This window comes from Cocleimonas flava (assembly GCF_004339015.1).
Taxonomy (GTDB): Bacteria; Pseudomonadota; Gammaproteobacteria; order Thiotrichales; family Thiotrichaceae; genus Cocleimonas; species Cocleimonas flava.
The window spans coordinates 436,761-455,160 of sequence record NZ_SMFQ01000003.1 but is presented as its reverse complement, the minus strand read 5'-3'; the positions used below and the strand labels follow the sequence as shown (position 1 = coordinate 455,160).

Annotated in this window: 20 protein-coding genes; 10 read left to right on the top strand and 10 right to left on the bottom strand. The window is 42.0% G+C overall.

What is annotated here, in order from left to right; translation table 11 throughout:
* Positions 1-86 precede the first annotated feature (86 nt).
* A complete protein-coding gene (locus EV695_RS08040) occupies positions 87-1,091 on the bottom strand; it encodes a D-2-hydroxyacid dehydrogenase (RefSeq protein ID WP_131905426.1) in 1,005 nt (334 codons plus the stop codon).
* A complete protein-coding gene (gene nth, locus EV695_RS08035; RefSeq protein WP_131905425.1) occupies positions 1,088-1,720 on the bottom strand; it encodes an endonuclease III in 633 nt (210 codons plus the stop codon). The genes EV695_RS08040 and nth overlap by 4 nt, the downstream gene beginning before the upstream one ends.
* A gap of 123 nt (positions 1,721-1,843) precedes the next feature.
* Between nth and EV695_RS08030 the strand changes: the two genes are divergently transcribed.
* Together EV695_RS08030 and EV695_RS20550 are read left to right on the top strand one after the other, a co-directional pair.
* Positions 1,844-2,572 carry an alpha/beta hydrolase gene (locus EV695_RS08030; protein WP_131905424.1) on the top strand — a complete coding sequence of 243 codons (729 nt, stop codon included), beginning with the start codon at positions 1,844-1,846 and terminating at the stop codon, positions 2,570-2,572.
* On the top strand, positions 2,478-2,726 hold the full coding sequence (locus EV695_RS20550; RefSeq protein WP_131905423.1) for an alpha/beta hydrolase-fold protein: 249 nt from the start codon (positions 2,478-2,480) through the stop codon (positions 2,724-2,726). The genes EV695_RS08030 and EV695_RS20550 overlap by 95 nt, the downstream gene beginning before the upstream one ends.
* Positions 2,727-2,792: 66 nt before the next feature.
* On the opposite strand, the gene EV695_RS08020 is transcribed toward EV695_RS20550, so the two are convergent.
* Complete coding sequence (locus tag EV695_RS08020; protein ID WP_131905422.1) at positions 2,793-3,266, bottom strand: LabA-like NYN domain-containing protein; 474 nt, start codon at positions 3,264-3,266, stop codon at positions 2,793-2,795.
* A gap of 283 nt (positions 3,267-3,549) precedes the next feature.
* Here EV695_RS08020 and glyA point away from each other — a divergent pair, with 283 nt between their 5' ends.
* From glyA to EV695_RS07995, 5 genes are all read left to right on the top strand, one after another.
* A complete protein-coding gene (glyA, locus tag EV695_RS08015) occupies positions 3,550-4,812 on the top strand; it encodes a serine hydroxymethyltransferase (protein WP_131905421.1) in 1,263 nt (420 codons plus the stop codon).
* A 14-nt stretch (positions 4,813-4,826) separates the two neighbouring features.
* Positions 4,827-5,345 (top strand): transcriptional regulator NrdR, encoded by a 519-nt coding sequence (nrdR, locus tag EV695_RS08010; RefSeq protein WP_131905420.1) that lies wholly within the window; start codon positions 4,827-4,829, stop codon positions 5,343-5,345.
* A gap of 86 nt (positions 5,346-5,431) precedes the next feature.
* Positions 5,432-6,562 (top strand): bifunctional diaminohydroxyphosphoribosylaminopyrimidine deaminase/5-amino-6-(5-phosphoribosylamino)uracil reductase RibD, encoded by a 1,131-nt coding sequence (gene ribD / locus EV695_RS08005; protein WP_207907010.1) that lies wholly within the window; start codon positions 5,432-5,434, stop codon positions 6,560-6,562.
* 212 nt (positions 6,563-6,774) lie between these two features.
* The gene (gene folE, locus EV695_RS08000) at positions 6,775-7,326 is read left to right on the top strand and encodes a GTP cyclohydrolase I FolE (protein ID WP_131905419.1); all 552 of its coding nucleotides are present in this window, start codon (positions 6,775-6,777) and stop codon (positions 7,324-7,326) included.
* Positions 7,327-7,501: 175 nt separating this feature from the next.
* Positions 7,502-8,290 carry a sulfite exporter TauE/SafE family protein gene (locus tag EV695_RS07995; RefSeq protein WP_131905418.1) on the top strand — a complete coding sequence of 263 codons (789 nt, stop codon included), beginning with the start codon at positions 7,502-7,504 and terminating at the stop codon, positions 8,288-8,290.
* 70 nt (positions 8,291-8,360) lie between these two features.
* Here EV695_RS07995 and EV695_RS07990 read toward each other — a convergent pair whose 3' ends face one another.
* The 7 genes from EV695_RS07990 to EV695_RS07960 form a co-directional block, all read right to left on the bottom strand.
* A complete protein-coding gene (locus tag EV695_RS07990) occupies positions 8,361-8,543 on the bottom strand; it encodes a hypothetical protein (RefSeq protein WP_131905417.1) in 183 nt (60 codons plus the stop codon).
* Positions 8,544-8,573: 30 nt separating this feature from the next.
* Positions 8,574-9,902 (bottom strand): amidase, encoded by a 1,329-nt coding sequence (locus tag EV695_RS07985; protein ID WP_131905416.1) that lies wholly within the window; start codon positions 9,900-9,902, stop codon positions 8,574-8,576.
* Between the two features lie 25 nt (positions 9,903-9,927).
* Positions 9,928-11,274, bottom strand: a complete 1,347-nt coding sequence (locus EV695_RS07980) for a TRAP transporter large permease (protein WP_131905415.1) — start codon at positions 11,272-11,274, stop codon at positions 9,928-9,930.
* On the bottom strand, positions 11,271-11,837 hold the full coding sequence (locus tag EV695_RS07975; RefSeq protein WP_207907009.1) for a TRAP transporter small permease subunit: 567 nt from the start codon (positions 11,835-11,837) through the stop codon (positions 11,271-11,273). Before EV695_RS07975 ends, EV695_RS07980 begins: the two co-directional genes overlap by 4 nt.
* Before the next feature lie 204 nt (positions 11,838-12,041).
* Entirely contained in the window at positions 12,042-13,178 is a 1,137-nt protein-coding gene (locus EV695_RS07970; protein ID WP_131905414.1) for a TRAP transporter substrate-binding protein, read from the bottom strand.
* A gap of 148 nt (positions 13,179-13,326) precedes the next feature.
* Positions 13,327-14,295 (bottom strand): 2-hydroxyacid dehydrogenase, encoded by a 969-nt coding sequence (locus EV695_RS07965; protein ID WP_207907008.1) that lies wholly within the window; start codon positions 14,293-14,295, stop codon positions 13,327-13,329.
* Positions 14,285-15,214, bottom strand: a complete 930-nt coding sequence (locus EV695_RS07960) for an NAD(P)-dependent oxidoreductase (protein WP_131905413.1) — start codon at positions 15,212-15,214, stop codon at positions 14,285-14,287. Before EV695_RS07960 ends, EV695_RS07965 begins: the two co-directional genes overlap by 11 nt.
* 283 nt (positions 15,215-15,497) lie before the next feature.
* Here EV695_RS07960 and EV695_RS07955 point away from each other — a divergent pair, with 283 nt between their 5' ends.
* The 3 genes from EV695_RS07955 (at position 15,498) to EV695_RS07945 (ending at position 18,394) form a co-directional block, all read left to right on the top strand.
* Positions 15,498-16,019, top strand: coding sequence for a M23 family metallopeptidase (locus EV695_RS07955; RefSeq protein ID WP_131905412.1), 522 nt, complete (start codon positions 15,498-15,500; stop codon positions 16,017-16,019).
* A 74-nt stretch (positions 16,020-16,093) separates the two neighbouring features.
* A complete protein-coding gene (locus EV695_RS07950; protein ID WP_131905411.1) occupies positions 16,094-16,792 on the top strand; it encodes a response regulator transcription factor in 699 nt (232 codons plus the stop codon).
* A gap of 24 nt (positions 16,793-16,816) precedes the next feature.
* Entirely contained in the window at positions 16,817-18,394 is a 1,578-nt protein-coding gene (locus tag EV695_RS07945; RefSeq protein WP_131905410.1) for a sensor histidine kinase, read from the top strand.
* The last annotated feature ends 6 nt before the right edge of the window (positions 18,395-18,400 follow it).

Below are 18,400 nucleotides of genomic sequence, written 5' to 3'. Positions count from 1 at the left end.
ATTGAATCGGTACAGCGAAATGTAACTAGGTATAAATTTTATCGTTACTGCTGTCCTGCTGTTTGCTTATTACTACTTACCTGCTGCTACGTTTCCACTGTTTCGTTTTCTGGTTGCTCTTGTTTAGACAGCCAGTCTCTAAGATTCTGCGTAGTCTTATTTACCACGCGCTGTCTCGCTTCAATGGCAGCCCAGGCAACATGTGGAGTCACAATCAGGTTTGGTATATCAGCAGCTAATAATGGGTGATCTGCTGGTGGCGGTTCTTGTTCTAGTACATCGATACCTGCGCCAGCTATCACACCATCTCTCAGTGCTTGCGCTAATTCTTCATTATCAACCACAGCACCGCGGGCGGTATTGATTAAAATGGCATCTGATTTCATCTTTTCTAAAGCTTCGCGATTAATCAGTTTATGGGTCTCAGCTGTGAGTGGACAATGCAGACTCAGCACATCAACAAGGGGTAATAAATCATCCAGTAATAAACGACCATCTGGCACAGTGTCTGCACCTGCGCGAGCAGCAATCAGGACATTCATGTCAAATGCTCTGGCAATTCTTTCGACGCCTTTGGCTAAGGTGCCGTAACCAACGAGACCAATAGTTTTTCCTGCTAATTCACGAATAGGGAATTGCAGGCTGCTGAAATGTTCGCTCTTTGACCAACCGCCATTTCGCGTCATTGTCTGGTAATCATTTAATGAGGTCGATAACGCTAGAATTAACATTAAAACATGTTGGGCAACAGAGGGAGTCCCATAATTGGTCACATTGTATGTGGCGATTCCCATTTCTTCGCAGGCTTCAAGATCGATATTATCCATGCCGGTAGCGGTTAATAAAATGGCTTTTAATTGTGGGCATTGCGCTAATAATTCGCGATCAAAAACAACCTTATTAGCGATTGCAACATCGATGCCTTCGAGGCGTTCGAGTCGTTGCTCTGCGCTGGTGTTCGGGTAACGCTGACAATCTTGAGCCAGTTCAACCAAAGCCTCTAAATCCAGATCTCCCGGATTAAAGGTGGTTTCATCTAATATGGCGACACGAAAATTATGAGCGTTGTCGGATGAAGTGGAGTTAGTCATAGATTTTTCTCTTTATAATCACATAAATCACTAATCAAACAGGCGCCACATCTGGGTTTCCTCGCAACACAAATGTAACGCCCGTGTAAAATTAACCAATGGTGTGCATCGACTAGAAATTCTTTAGGCACAAAGTGTAGTAGTTTTTTTTCGACTTCAACGACATTTTTGCCTTTTGCGATTCCTGTTCGATTGGATACACGAAAAATATGTGTATCGACGGCCATTGTGGGGTGTCCGAATGCGGTATTTAAAACCACATTGGCGGTTTTTCGACCAACACCGGGTAATGCTTCTAACGCTTCTCGATCGTCAGGCACTTCAGAGTGATGAAGATCAATGAGCATTTTGCAAGCCGCAATCACATTTTTAGCTTTGCTATTATACAAACCGATCGTTTTGATGTATTCCTTCAAGCCATCTTCTCCCAAGGCATAAATGGCTTCGGGTGTATTCGCCACTGGAAATAGTTTTGCGGTTGCTTTATTCACACTAACATCGGTTGCCTGCGCAGATAACGTAACTGCAACTAATAATTCAAAAGGGGAATCAAATTCCAGTTCGGTGGTTGGGTGTGGGTTAGCTTCTCGAAAGCGTCTGAAAATTTCATAGCGTTTTTCATTATTCATTCGCGGAGTTTATCACTCGGGTTTGCTGTTTGAAAAACATCTCTTTTAAACTTATTAAAAAAACTGCCCCAAAGTAGGGGGGTGTATTTGTTTTTTAAGGACTAATCATTTAGCCTAATAAATATGCCTAATTACCATAACTTTATAAGATTAATGAAACAGGCGGCTTTCATTGGCTTATTTGTTGTTCAAGTGGGCTGTTCCAGTTTTAAAGGAACAGAGTTGGCGTATGAAAAAATCCCAACCAGCAGTTTAGATAAAACCATCGAGTATGGCGTTTACACACCGTCGAACTGGGTCAAGACAGAAAGACTGCCGCTGGTGCTATTTCTACACGGTGCTCGAGATGATCATAATACTCTGGAGCAATACAAAACTCATCGTTACTTCGACCAACAAATCAACGCGGGTCAAATGCCTCGTTTTATTTTGGTCACGCCAAACGGTGGTAAGGGCTTCTGGGAAAATTGGTACGATGGCTCACATAATTATCGCGACTGGGTGATGCAGGACATTCTGCCTAAAGTACAAAAAGATTATAATACGCTGGATTGTCCCGAACATTGCAGCCTGATGGGAATATCCATGGGTGGCTTTGGTGCTTTGCGTATGGCCAGTATTTATAAAAACAGTTTTTCAAGTCTCAGTGCAATAAGCACGCCTGTGTTGAGTAATGAGAATAAGCAGGATGCAAAAGTGCCTTTACTGGTCCGTCTATTTTTCCCTCTGAAACGAATCTTCGGCCCCAAACTTTATAATGGTGATGAATCACAAAGCATTAGAAGTGTCTGGTCAGATAAGAATAATGGTAGCGCTGCAAAAAATACGTCTACAACTAATCTGGGGAGATAAAGATCAACCCAATATTATTAGAACGAATCAAAGCTTTCATGAGCTATTGCAGAAAAATGGACGAGAGCACGAGTATTTTATCTACGATGGTGGACATAAATGGGTAGATTGGCAACCGAACTTTAATCGAGTCATTAATTTTCTACTGAATTGAGTCATTAAAAGTGCCTCAAAGGTGGGGGGTGCCATTTAGTTTCGTTTAATTGTGGTATTAATCTGGCTACAACAATAGAGTAGAATCAATAGGGATAAACTGGCTAGCTGCATTGATTAAAGACGCTGCTGTTAATGGTTCTACGCCATAAACCACGACCGATGCATGATGTTTGATTTGCATGCGATTCGCGAGTAAATCAAAATCACCATCACCGGATACCAGAATAACCGTATCACTTTGTTCGGCATATTCCATCGCATCTAAGGCGATACCCACGTCCCAATCTCCTTTTGCGGAACCATCCGAACGCTGGATATAGGGTTTTAATTTCACCTCAAAGCCAATGGCTCTGAGTATATTTTGAAACTGCCTTTGTTTATCGTCCTGACTTTCAATTGCATACGCAGTCGCTTTTACAAGTTTTCGGTTTTTTGTCGCTTGCGCCCAAAATTTGTTGTAATCAAAATTCCGTTTGTAAGCTTGCCTGGTTGTGTAATAGACGTTTTGCACATCTACCAAGATTGAGACTGTTTCCATGGGTGGTTAACTCTTATATTTAACAAACATAACACTTGGTTGAAGTGTGTTGGTTATGGGAGGTTGTAGAGCATGCATGACCTATTTGAAAATTCATAGGATAAAAACTGCCCATAAGTAGGGGGGTGGCTTCAAGAATAAATCAGCTGTCTTAAAATGAATTGTGGGTGTTCTCTGCATTCTTCAGCTTAGAAGAGCAAAAAGATGTCGTTATAGCATTATCTATTTAGAATTTTTGCGTTATTATGTCGCTCTTTTCTGAAATAATCTGGAGCATTCAACAATGTTTTCTAAAGACATGACAATCGCAAGTTACGATCCAGAACTTGCTGCTGCTATAGCCTCTGAAGTACAACGACAGGAAGATCACATTGAGTTGATCGCTTCTGAAAACTACACAAGCCCTCGCGTGATGGAAGCACAAGGTTCTGTGCTTACTAATAAATATGCAGAAGGTTACCCGGGTAAGCGTTATTACGGTGGTTGTGAATACGTTGATGTTGCAGAGCAGTTAGCAATCGATCGTGTTAAAGAATTATTTGGTGCGGATTACGCGAATGTACAGCCGCATTCAGGTTCATCAGCAAACCTTGCGGTTTACATGGCGCTTGTTGAGCCAGGAGATACAATTCTTGGTATGTCTCTATCTGATGGCGGACATCTTACACATGGTTCACACGTCAGTTTTTCCGGTAAAGTTTACAATGCGGTTCAGTACGGCATAGATGATAAAGGCATTATTGATTACGAAGAAGTTGCTAATTTAGCGCGTGAACATAAGCCAAAAATGATTATTGCTGGTTTCTCCGCTTATTCACAAGTTGTCGATTGGCAGAAATTCCGTGATATCGCTGATGAAGTGGGTGCCTATTTATTTGTCGATATGGCTCACGTTGCCGGTTTGGTTGCTGCAGGTATTTACCCATCTCCAGTACAAATTGCTGATGTAACCACATCTACTACACACAAAACTCTACGTGGTCCACGCGGTGGAATCATCCTTGCAAAAGCGAATCCAGAGATTGAAAAGAAATTAAACTCTTTGGTTTTCCCGGGTACTCAGGGTGGTCCGTTAATGCATGCGATCGCTGGTAAAGCGGTAGCGTTTAAAGAAGCATTAGAGCCAGCATTTACAGAATACCAAAAGCAGGTTGTGGTTAACGCACAGGCAATGGCGAATACCTTTATCGAGCGTGGTTTCAATATCGTTTCTGGCGGTACTGAAAATCACTTATTCCTGCTTGATCTCATCGACAAAGGATTAACCGGTAAAGTGGCTGATGCTGCTTTGGGTAACGCTCACATCACGGTTAACAAAAACTCTGTGCCTAACGATCCGCAATCTCCATTCGTAACGAGTGGTCTACGTATCGGTTCTCCTGCAATCACTACGCGTGGTTTTAACGCAGAAGACAGTTCGCAACTTGCGCATTGGATTTGTGACGTGTTGGAATCAATCGCAAAAGATGAAAACGATACCAGCATAATCGAAGAAGTACGCGAAAAAGTGACTGAAATCTGTCAGCGTTTACCTGTTTACAAATAAGTCGGTAGTTATTTATGCATTGCCCTTTCTGTGGAGAAGATGATACTCGAGTAGTAGATTCGCGTCTTGCCAGTGAGGGCGATCAAGTGCGTCGTCGCAGGGAGTGTACTTCCTGCAACGAACGTTTTAGTACCTATGAAATAGCTGTTTTTAATATGCCGCAAGTGACCAAGTCAGGCGGTGAAAAACAGGCATTTAACGAGCATAAACTTAGAGCAGGACTAATGCGAGCTACGCAAAAACGTCCTGTCGATTCTAAATCCATCGACCGTGCCGTGATGGATATTCAGAAGCGCATTCTAGCGCGCGAAGGTTCTACGGATAAAAACGACAAATCTGATTTAACCACCAATCTGATTGGTGAATTCGTGATGGAAGAATTACGCAAGCTGGATGATGTTGCGTATATTCGTTTCGCCTCGGTTTATCGTGACTTTAATGATATTGGTGAGTTTATCGATGCCATTGAAGGGCTTGAGAATTCTCCTAGCCCAGAGCTTAAAAAACGCCAGAATAAACTTCCGGGGACGTAAATCGATAGACCTCTCAATTTATCGTTATACTGTCTTAATCCACTTCTCTTTTTATCTTCTTTATGAGTAAGCAAACCTCACCTCAAATGAATGCTCAAGATCATGCTTTTATGGCGCGTGCTATTCAGTTGGCTCAAAAAGGTCAATACACGACTCATCCTAATCCACGTGTGGGTTGTGTCATCGTTAAAGATGGCGAAATAATCGGGGAAGGTTATCACCAGTATGCAGGTCAAGGGCATGCTGAAGTCAATGCAATCGCTGCTGCGACCAGTTCGCTTGTTGGCGCTACAGCATACGTTACTTTAGAACCCTGTTCGCATACGGGTAAAACACCGCCTTGTGCGACAGCGCTTATCAAAGAAAAATTTTCACGCGTGGTAATTGCCATGCAAGACCCTAACCCTCAAGTTGCCGGTCTCGGAATCCAGCTGCTAAGAGATGCTGGTATCGACGTCGAAGTAGGTGTTTTAGAAGCACAATCAAGAGCACTAAACCCGGGTTTTATCAAACGTATGGAAACTGGGCTGCCCTGGGTCAGAGTAAAACTCGCCATGAGTCTCGATGGTAAAACAGCGATGGCGTCAGGTGAAAGCCAATGGATAACAGGCGCTGAGGCGAGAAAAGATGTGCAGTTTTTACGCGCTAAAGCCGATGCTATTTTAACCGGTTCGGGGACTGCGATTGATGATGATCCTTCGTTGAATGTGAGATTGACTGCTGATGAGTTAGGGATCAATGGGCCAGTAAATCAACCTTTACGCGTCGTATTAGATTCGCACTTAGCATTATCTTCAGAGGCTAAAATGCTAGCTCTGGAAGGCGATACACTGATTTATTGCAGCGCTGATACGAAGAGAAAGCATAGCGATAAGATTCAACAGATTGAGTCCGCAGGTGCAAAAGTCGCTTTTGTTGAAACTGATTCGAAATCTCAAGGTCTAGATTTGAACGCTATTCTGACTGATCTGGCGCAACAGCAAATCAATGAAATCCATGTCGAAGCTGGTGCTACGCTTTGCGGTGCATTGTTGCAACAAGGCTATGTCGATGAGATCGTGCTTTATATGGCGCCTAAAATTATGGGTGATGATGCGCGTGGGTTGTTGGCAATTCCCGGGCTGGATAAAATGAAAGATACAATAGATTTAACGATTCATGATATACGATCAATAGGTTCGGATTGGCGCTTTACGATTACACCGATACGAAAGTAAATTAAACGTAAATTGTAAGTCGTTAAAAAAGTCCTCCAAAGTAGGGGGGTGCCATTTACGATAAATGCCTTTTAAAAACTACAGGAATTATCTTTTATGCCAGCCATCAGTGATTATGCAACTCACTGAAAGCATAAGTAAAATAATTCTATAAAATGCAATAAAGATTAAACCCAAAAGAAAACGATAAAAAATACAAGGAAGGATAACAAATGGATAACAGCAAACTCTACTCAGAATTACTGACTAATCTGGGCGAAGATGTTAATCGTGACGGGCTTCAAAAAACGCCAGATCGTGCAGCAAAGGCAATGGAGTTTTTAACAAAAGGTTATGATCAGGATCTGGATGATGTGATCAATGGTGCTGTTTTTGATTCTGATAATGACCAAATGGTGATTGTAAAAGATATCGAAATGTATTCATTGTGCGAACATCATTTGTTGCCATTTGTCGGCAAAGTACACGTCGCGTATTTGCCAGAGGGTAAAGTCATCGGTTTATCCAAAGTTGCACGCATCACTGATATGTATGCAAGACGCTTGCAGATTCAAGAGAATATGACCAAGCAAATTGCAGAAGCGATTAAATATGCGACAGGTTCTAGCAGCGTTGGTGTGGTTATAGAAGCACAGCATTTTTGCATGATGATGCGCGGCGTCGAGAAGCAGGGTTCATCAACGATATCTTCCATGATGCTGGGAACATTCCGTGAAAATGCCAAAACCCGCGAAGAGTTTTTGAATTTAATTAAAAAGTTTTAACCGTCTTTTAATGGTTAATTTTTGATCGTCGATTTGTTATTCAACTTCCTCCTCAAAAAGCATGCTGTACAGCATTGTGAATATTTCTAAAAACTAGTTTGGATAAGGCTGGTTTCTTATAAAACATATCATCTATACTTCTGGTCTTTTATCAAAGTCCAGAATGTAGAATGCTATGGCTGATCTCCTTTTATTATTAATTACGGGTGCTTTTGCGGGCATTCTTGCGGGCTTACTGGGCGTTGGCGGCGGCGTTGTAATCGTACCTGTGCTGGTATTTATCTTCCAGTATCAGGGCGTAGACCCTTCAATCATCATGCATACGGCGATTGGAACCTCCCTGGCTACAATCGTTTTTACTTCGATATCATCAATTCGCGCGCATCACGCTCACGGTGCAATACTCTGGCCAATATTCTGGAAAATGACTCCGGGGATTTTATTGGGTGCGCTGATTGGAGCGGCTATTGCCGATGCCTTACCCAGTGATACCTTAAAACTGATTTTCTCACCATTTCTTATGGCTGTTGCTATTCAAATGGCACTTAATAAACAACCCAAACCACATCGGAAATTACCCGAACGTGCAGGGTTATTATCTGCAAGTACAGCAATTGGCGCGATTTCATCCTTGCTCGGTATTGGCGGCGGATCGTTAAATGTGCCTTTTATGGCCTTGTGTAATATCGAGGTTCGCAAAGCTGTTGCGACATCTGCCGCCATTGGCTTACCTATCGCTTTAGCAGGAACCTTAGGCTTTATTATTTCTGGTTGGGATTCAGATGCAATGCCAGAATGGAGTCTGGGTTATATCAATTTGTCAGCCGCCTTAAGTATTGTTGTGGCCAGTGCCTTAACAGCTCCTTATGGCGCAAAACTCGCACATAAGATTCCGGTGTTAGTGTTAAAGCGAATCTTTGCTGTTTTATTGTTCTTTGTATCAATCAAGTTATTAGTATCCTAGTGCGCTAAAAAAAAGTGTCTTAAAGTAGGGGGGTGACTTTTATTAAGCCATCTTACTTAAACCACTTTCCTTAAACGTGATTAGGTCCAGATTTAATTTCATCGTAAGCACTTTTGTAGACCATGGCTAGAATGATCGCGACAATTACCGGAAATGCGATGTCGTCGGTATTTTCCCAGATCGAGTAGGCTAGACCACCGAGAAAGGCGGTTATAACTATTAATGAAATCGCCGCCGATATTAAATTACTCATTTGATATATCCTTCGTTTAATTCGTTTTAGTTAACTATTAATAGTTTTGGTGAGCCAGTCTGCGGTTCTCAATAATCGTGCGTCATCCCCTTTAGAGGAGACCAACTGAACTCCTATTGGCATGCTGTTAGAACCTTGCATTAATGGCAAAGTTATCGAAGGCATTCCACAAAAAGACCAAGGTGTGCAAAAAATTGGGCTTCCTGTTGATTCCAGCCCTAATGGTGCTTCACCCGTAGTTGAAGGTGTCAGTATTGCATCATATTCAGACATGATTTCATCCAGAGCAGTATTAAGTGCTTTGATATGATCAACAGCGTCATTGTAATCAATCGCAAGATTCTTTTGCCCGCGCTCTATCATTTCCTGCAATGAAGAGCTCATGACATTTTTGCCTTGCTTGTATTCACGCTGAAAGCTTTTGGCAATATCTGTTTCCATAATGACCCTATGCCACTCAACAACATCTTTTAGTAAATCAGTTAAATCCAGTGTTTCAACCGAATTGCCAAGTGCATCGACAAGTTCTGAGAATCCTTCTTTTATGTCATTGTCAGCGTGCTCTTCCCATGCTGGTGTTTTTACAAAGACTAAGCGTGGTGGTACCAGTGGTCCTTGTTCTATGGTTTCTAAAAGTTTGGGAGGCATTCTAGCCTTCATCGCGGGGTCTTGTTTATCGAACACCATCATTTGCTGAGCTATCAAAGCTGCATCTGAGACATCGCGAGCAAATACACCCACACTGTCGAAACGCAGTGATTGCTGTAACACCCGGTAACGTGAAATCAGGCCGTGACTGGGTTTATATCCCACCACTCCACAATAGGATGCAGGACGTATTATTGAGCCATTAGTTTGTGTACCTATTGCAAGAGGTACCATATTGGAAGCGACAGCAGCAGCAGAGCCGCTTGATGATCCTCCCGGAGTTCGATAAGGATCGTGCGGGTTCTTGGTTTTACCCGCCGTATAAACTGCCATTTCGGTTGTTACGGTTTTACCCATAATGATGGCGCCAGACATCCGAAGGAACTCAACACTACTAGCGTCATAAGCAGGGGTACGGCCTTTATGGATCGCTGTTCCATCTTCTGTTGGCATATCTTTGGTATCAAAAATATCTTTGATTCCTATTGGTATGCCGTGGAGTGGTCCTGTCGTTTGTCCACTCTTTCTTAAAAGGTCAGCGTCTTTTGCCTGAGATAATGCATAATCAGGATCAAAATGCGCCCATGCCTGTATTCCTTCATCATACGCATTAATCTGGTCTACATAGGCTTGAACTAATTCTTGTGAAGTTACCTGGCCTTGTTGAATCGCAGCTGCTGCTGCGGTGGCACTCATTTCAATAAGATTCATATTTTATTTACCAAAATCATTCTCACTAACCAAACAGGTATTTGGGCAACCACAATACAATTTGCGGGAACACATACATCAGGAACATCGCGAATATCACGATCACCAGATAGGGCATGATACCTTTAAAAATCTCGATCAATTCGACTGTTTTACCGGCTACTCCTTTTAAGTAATAGGCGGACATGGCCATGGGCGGTGTAAGGAAAGAGGTTTGTAAATTGAGTGCCACCAACACTCCAAAAAATAATGGGTCTATATTGTAATGCTGTAACAATGGCAGAAAAATTGGAACAAAAATGATAATGATTTCGCTCCACTCTAGTGGCCATCCCAAGAAGAAAATAATTAACTGAGCAATTATCAAGAACTGAATCGGTCCAAGGTCCATACTCAAAATCCAGTGCTCGATCAAGGCATGTCCACCTAGGTACGAAAATACTGAAGCAAACGTCCATGATCCTACAAACAACCAACATACCATTGCTGACGTTCTAGCTGTCAGATAGACTGCTTCCTTGAGTCTTTCCCAAGATAATGACCTATATAAGCCTGCTAGAATCAAACCACCTAATGATCCAACACCTGCTGCTTCAGCTGGGGTTGCTACACCCGCCAGAATGGATCCTAATACACCCAGAATCAATACGAATAAGGGTACAAACGAGGTAAGCAATTGCCACAGAATAATTCCAATCGATGGAACATCTTCTTCTTTTGGTTTAGGCGCTAAACTTGGGTTAATCGTTGCTCGAACAACAACGTACATCATATACATGCTGGCTAGCATGATTCCAGGAAATAGCGCTGCTGCATATAAACGTACTGGTGATACCTGGGCGATTGCTGCATAAACAATCAGCATAATGCTGGGAGGAATCAAAATACCTAATGTGCCGCCAGCACAGATAACGCCCGAAGCCAGTTTTTTATCATAACCTGCCTTCATCATTGCCGGGAAAGCTAATAAACCCATTAGCGTTACGACAGCTCCAACAATACCAGTTGCTGTTGCGAATATGGCGCAGGTTGCAAGTGCCGCAATCGCCATCGAGCCGGGTACATGGCGTGTTGCTATCTGAATACTGAAAAATAGGCGATTTACAATATTTGCGCGTTCAACAACGTACCCCATAAATAAGAAGAGGGGGACGGCGACTAATACCTCGTTGGACATGACCGAGAAGGTATTTGATACAAATAAATCGAAAATATTGTTCTGGAATATATGTTCCAATTGATCTTCTTTGGCATACGCGTAATAACCAAAACCTAGGCCCATGGCTATCAAAGTAAATGCAATGGGGAAACCGAGAAGTACGATGCCGATAAACAGCACCAACATTAAAATTGCAATTTGTGGATCAGTCATTTTGAACCTCCACTATTCATTTCACTTCTCATTTCATCTTCTATTTCAGAAAAATCCTCTTCTTTATGTGCAAGCATTGTTTCTGTCTCTTCAACATCATGCAGACGTGGTGGCCATTCACCGGTGCGTATGCAGGATATACAGCGTAAAATTTCAGCGATTCCCTGGAGTAATACTAGAAATCCAGCAACTGGAATCAAGGTTTTGAAGAAATATATCTGGGTGCGCGATGGACTACTCCAACTCACTTCTTTATAGCGCCAGGAATCGGCAGCGAAGTCCCATCCGTACCATATGAGTGCGAACACGCCGGGTAATAGGAAGATGATATAGAGAAATAAATCTATCCCGGCCTGTACTTTTATTGGGAGTAATCGATGAATTACATCGCCACGTACATGACCATTACGTGACAAAGTGTAGGCACCTGCCATCATAAAAAGAGCGCCATACATTTGTACACTCATATCAAATGCCCAGGTGGTTGGAGCATTTAAAACATAGCGCATAAAGACTTCATAAACTGTGGCAAAAGTCAGTACCATAATGCACCAGCCAAACATTTTACCAAACCATGCACTTATATTATCAATAAAGAAAAGAATAGAATTCATAGTGATCTTCAAATAAAAGTTGAATGTGTACTTGCCCTGACGAGGCTTAGATAAACCAGCCAATAGGGGAGTTATAAACAGACGGCACTAACTGTGCCGTCTGTGATTTTACATATACAAATTGGATGAAACCCAAAATGTACCGAATAAAGCTTACTTGAAATAGTGGTTGTAAGCGCCTTCGTAGTCAGGAGCATTAGTTAGCTCAAACGCGCCAACACGCTTCATCCATGCTTTTTGAGACTCTACGACTTTTGCAAAATATGGATCTTTCATAAATTTAGGTAAAACCTTATCCCACGCATCTAGCTGAGCTAGCATGATATCATTTGGTGTTCGGTGAACTTTTACACCATGCTCTTTTTCTAGCGCTACAAGGTCATTTGAATAACGATCCTGTGCTTTCCAGGACATATCAGCAGAAGCCGCTTCAGCAGCATACTTGAGAATAGCTTTATGTTCTGCAGAAAGAGATTCGTACTTCTTCTTGTTAAAGATGATCTCGAAAGACTCTTGAGATTGATGGAAGCTTGCTAGGTAGTAGTTTTTGGCAACGTCTTGCATACCAAAATCTTTATCGGAAGTCGGGTTATTAAATTCAGCAGCATCTATCAATCCGCGTTCCATTGCTGGCTGAATTTCACCACCGGGAAGTTGTACAACAGACATACCCATTTCTTGCATAACATTTGCAGCAAGTCCAACAGTACGGTATTTGAGGCCTTTCATGTCAGCAACTGAGCTAATTTCTTTTTTGAACCAGCCAAGTGGTTGTGCAGGCATCGGACCTGAGAAGAAACCAACGATATCCAATTGAAGAATATCATTCATTAATTCATCATACAGTTGCTGGCCGCCACCATAAGCAATCCAGCCTAAAAGCTGGTTAGCAGTCCAACCCCAACATGGGCCAGTACCAAATAAAGATGCAGCTGCATTTTTACTGTACCAGTACGCAGTAACAAGATGAGCGCCATCAATAACGCCTTTAGAAACTGCAGTTTGCATTTCGGCCGTTTTTACAACGGCACCAACGTCAAGATAATCAATCTTGAGCGAGCCGCCTGACATTTCATTAACACGTCGTACGTAATCTACGGCATATTCTTTAAAAATACCTCCACCCCAGGCACCTTGTAGTTTAAGAACTACAGGTTTAGAGTGAGATGCTGCATTAGATATCATTGGGAAGCCAACAGCTGCAGTTCCTGCAGCGGCTATGCTACCTTTTAAAAATTTACGACGGGTATTTGTCGTTTCTTCTGTAGTCTTTGTAACTTTCGAAACCATACTAATCTCCTTGGTACATAAATAGTTAATGTAAACGCTATCATTGTTGTTATATATACATGCGCATAAAGGAATATAGTTTAGTTTTTTTAAAAAATCAGAATTATTAATGCAAAGCATTAATAAACACTTGAATATTTTTTAATGGCTATATAAGCCTATCTTTTGGCTCTTCGCCTGCGATTATTGCGTCGAGGTTATCCAGGGCACGAAACCCCATCTGATCTCTGGTTTCTTCTGTGGCACTTCCAATGTGAGGTAATAAGAAAGTGTTATCCAATTCTTTATAACGAGGATCAATATTTGGTTCGTTATTAAAAACATCCAGTCCGGCTGAAAATAATTTTCCTGATCTAAGTGCTGATATTAATGCATCATCATCAACCACTGCACCACGAGCGGTATTAATAACAACTGAATTATCTGGAAGAAGTGCTATGCGTTCGGCATTAATCAAATGATGAGTTTCGGGTGTCGCAGGGCAATGGATGGATAAAAATTCACAATGTGGCAGAAGCGCTTCCACACTATCATGATAAATTGCGCCTAATTCTAGTTCTGGTGCTAAACGTTTACGGTTGAAGTAATGAATCTCCATGTCAAAACCTCGAGCGCGCCTCGCCATGATTTGTCCAACCCGTCCCATACCTAGAATACCTAGTTTCTTACCTGTAACCTGTTTGCCTAATTGAAAAGTAGCTCCCCAGTCTGCCCAGCTATCTGTACGTATCTGATTTTCGCCTTCATAAGCTCTTCGAGCAGCGCCCAGTAAAAGCAACATTGATATTTCTGCAGTTGCATCATTTAATACATCGGGGGTATTTGTAACGATAATATTTCTGGCTTTTGCAGCTTGAAGGTCAATATGATCATAACCGACAGAAAAGCTACAGATGGCCTTAACACTATCTGGCAGTTGCTGGATAACTTCAGCGCTAAGCTTTTCGGTATGGCATGGAATGATTGCTGTCACCCCTGCAGCTAACTCAATGAGTTCCTCACTTGAATATATTTTATCATCTGCATTTAAACGAGCATCAAAATCTCTTGTTAAACGCTCTTCAACAGCTTTTGGGAGTTCTCTCGTTACTAGAACGATCGGTTTATTAGTCATCATTTTGAAGCAACCTCGATTGTTTGTAAGCTAAAAATAAGGCGCTATGATCTAGCTCGCCTTTGCCATCATTAATAAGATTTTGATACAACGATCGGTTTAATTTTGTAGCGGGTAATGATTGATCGTATTCAGCCGCTAATTCTAAGGCTTGTGTCAGATCTTTGTGCTGTGTGGTGATTTTTCCACCAGGTTTGAATGTTTCATCAATCATACGCTGACCGTGTAGTTCTAATACTCGTGATGCAGCAAAACCACCCATCAAAGCTTCACGTACTTTTGCTACATCCGCGCCAGCTTGTTTGGCTAAGGTTAGCGCTTCTGCAACAGCGCCTATATTTAAGCCTACGATAACCTGATTGGCGGCTTTAGTTATCTGACCTGTTCCAACATCACCGATGTGTACCAGTGAACTACCTAATACATCAAAGATCGGTTTAGCCTTTTCGATAGATACATCAGAACCTCCTGCCATTATGACTAAGCTGGCGTTTATCGCGCCGAGCTCCCCACCTGATACGGGTGCATCAATGTAGTCAATGCCAATCGTTTTAAGTTTTTCTGCAAATGCGCGTGTTTTAGTAACGGCAGATGTGCCCATATCAATGACTAAAGAACCTTTTTGCAGAGAATCAAATAAACCATTGTCACCAAAAATTACTGTCTCAAGAGCATTAGTATCTGAAAGCATTAATATGATGATGTTAGTTTGTGAAGCTACGTCAGCAGAAGATTTAGCTGCGGTAATGTTAGATTGCTGGCTAAGCTCATGAACCACTTGCTGGCTTCGATTGTGAACGATAAGTTCTGCACCAGCCTTTTGTAGATTTAAACACATGGGTTTACCCATAAGACCTAAACCGATAAAACCTATTTTATAATCAGATAGATTATTTGTGTTTGATGATGTATTTGTACTCATAAAAAAGTGCTCATAAGTAGGGGGGTGGCTTTTCTAGGCTCACCAAGAGCCAGAAAAGTCCATCGTAAATTCCGTAAGGAATTGTCGATGTGCAATGTTAAATCTGAATTTGGTGTTGTTGAAATTGCTTAAATAATGCCTATATAACCTAGATGAAATTTAGTAAATCTTTAGGTTATCATATCCTAAGCTCTCTTCGCGGTGAATAGATCGAGCTGTGATTTGCACCATATCTGCACATTTCATTCGCTATATATGCAATTCATGGTGTTTTACTAACAGCATGAACTTTTCACTGATCAATAAAATCTTTATCATGCTACTTGTTATATTCAGCTTTGGCTTTGTGTTGCCAGAGCAACGCAAGATACCCGTCGAGAATGCGTCGCCAAAGGATTGGAATTCCGAATCTTTTTGGTATTACCCATGGGGTAAATCCAGAACACATAAAGGCATTGATATCTTCGCTAAAGAAGGAACACCAGTCAAAGCATCTACAGGTGGTTTTATCCTATACAACGGTAAAATTTCCATGGGTGGCAATGTGGTGTTTATGCTGGGTCCAAAATGGCGTTTTCATTATTACGCACATTTAAAAGACAGCTCCAAAAGACGATTTGGTTTTGTCGATGCGGGTCAGCAAATCGGTTCGGTGGGTACGTCAGGAAATGCTGCCGGTAAATCGCCTCATTTACACTATTCGATTAAAAGCATGTATCCTCAGGTCTGGAAGTATGATGCAAAACAGAGGCAAGCCTGGAAGCGCACGTTTTTCGTTAACCCTGATGAATATTTGCGTTTGTAGGCGCTGATACTAAATACGAATTTTAAGCAATAATTTTAAGCCAGAAAAACTTTACTTAATTGAATATATAAACAATGACTCAGAAAAAAATATTGGTTGTAGATGATGATCCACATATTCGCGAAGTAATTACATTTGCGCTGGAAAAGGCTGAAATGTTTGTGACTACGGCAAACGATGGCAGACAGGCACTACAAAGTTATACCGATTCTCCGGCTGATTTGATCGTGCTGGATATCAATATGCCAGAAATGGATGGCCTTGAATGTTGCCGGGAGATTCGTAAAACCTCTGAAGTCCCTATCTTGTTTTTATCCTCACGGGATGAAGAGATAGATCGTATTCTTGGTCTGGAAATTGGCGGTGATGATTACGTCACCAAACCTTTTAGCCCACGTGAATTGGTTGCCAGAATTAATGTGATACTTAAACGAACGCAGGCTATCCAGCCTCAAGTTCAAACCGATGATAAAACGCTGACTCACGGTAAGCTGGTATTAGACACGGAACAACACGCTCTATGGTGGGATAAAACCGCGGTTTCATTGACCGCAACAGAATTTGCGATGCTGGCACAAATGCTAAAACAGCCAAAACGCGTTTTCAGTCGCGATGCCATAATGCAGGGTTCGTATCAATACAATGTGTTTGTCAGTGATCGCACGATTGATAGTCATATCCGCCATATCCGCTCTAAATTCTCTGAGGTGGGTTGTCATAAAATTATCGAGACTCAACACGGTGTGGGTTATCGTTTGAGTGCTTGTGAATAAAGTCGCTCTAAGAATAGTCAATTAATGCGAATAGACGCTAAACAACGGGTGAGAAAACTCTTCCGACTACGCACCATCTTGCTGATGGTGATGCTCTCGGTATTACTGTTGCCATTAGGGAGTTTGTACTTCTTTCGGTTTTACGAAAATGTATTAGTGCAAAAAACCGAGGTAGAATTAATCACTCAATCTGCTGTTTTCTCTTCGCTGTATCGTGAGTTTATTGGGCATAATAATCCTCAGGACAATGGTGTCTACACACCTGTAGAGCCACAACTCGATCTATCTAAACAAAAAATATTACCGCGCCGTCCTCAAGCCAGATTAGTGTTAAGTAGTTTTGAAGACACTGATCTTAGTCCTGCACAAATTGCGGGTGAGCGTATGCAAAATATTCTACTCAGTACACAAAAAGTCACTTTGGCTGGAATGCGAATTCTGGATAATCAGGGGTTGGTGGTAGCTGGACGCAGTGAAATAGGTATGTCGCTGGCGGATATTCCTGAAGTCCAACAAGCATTAAAAGGTGAATATGCTGCGGTACTGCGTGAGCGTATTTCTGATGAGCCACCACCGTCGATTGCTTCTTTAAGTCGTGGCACAGGTATTCGCGTATTTACGGCTTTTCCGATTATTGATCAGGGGCAAGTGTATGGGGTGGTCTATCTTTCTCGAACGCCGCAGAATATCCTCAAACACTTGTACAGCATTAAAGAAAAAGTCATCTTGTTGTCCTTGGTGTTGCTCGGTTTAACGGGCTTGATCGTTCTCTTTATTTCATCGCGGTTATCGCGTCCTATTCGAGAATTAATCGAACAAACACAAAAAGTAACCAGTGGAGAAAGTGAAACGGTTGAAGTATTAAAACAACCCGGTACCTATGAGCTTTCAAAGTTGTCGAATAGTTTCGCCAAAATGTCACAAACATTACACGAACGTTCGCAATATATTCAGCAATTTGCTTCACATGTGTCGCATGAGTTCAAAACACCGCTCACGTCGATGCAGGGTTCTTTGGAGTTGTTGCAAGAACACGGCGATGACATGCCAAAGGAACAGCATCAGCGTTTTATCAATAACCTACAGGATGATACGGAACGTCTGAAGCGTCTGGTTAATCGTTTGTTAGAACAGGCAAGGGCAGATTCGCTACAAGGCAGTGCGGACTCGAGCAACTTGCTGGAATCTATGAAAGCCATTGAATCGCGCTATGCTGATGAAAAAATTGAATTTATCTACAGTAAAATGGAGATGGATAGACAAGTGGCTATCGGCAAATCTGCCCTGCAAAGTGTGATCAGTAATCTGGTCGATAATAGTTTGCAGCATGGCTCGAGTAAAATAGCGATACAAATCACTGAAGAAAAAGATCGACTATCCATCGCATTTATTGATGATGGCAAAGGTATCTCAGAGGCTAACCGTAAGCGCATTTTCACCCCCTTCTTTACCACCAAGCGAGAAACCGGAGGCACTGGTTTGGGTTTAGGTATTATCGAATCTATTCTGAAAGCCTCGAATGGCACAATTAAGAATGAAGATACTGCCGGAGATGATTACCCGGGTGCTAAATTCGTCATAAATTTAGCGTTGGTACAGTAGAGTTTC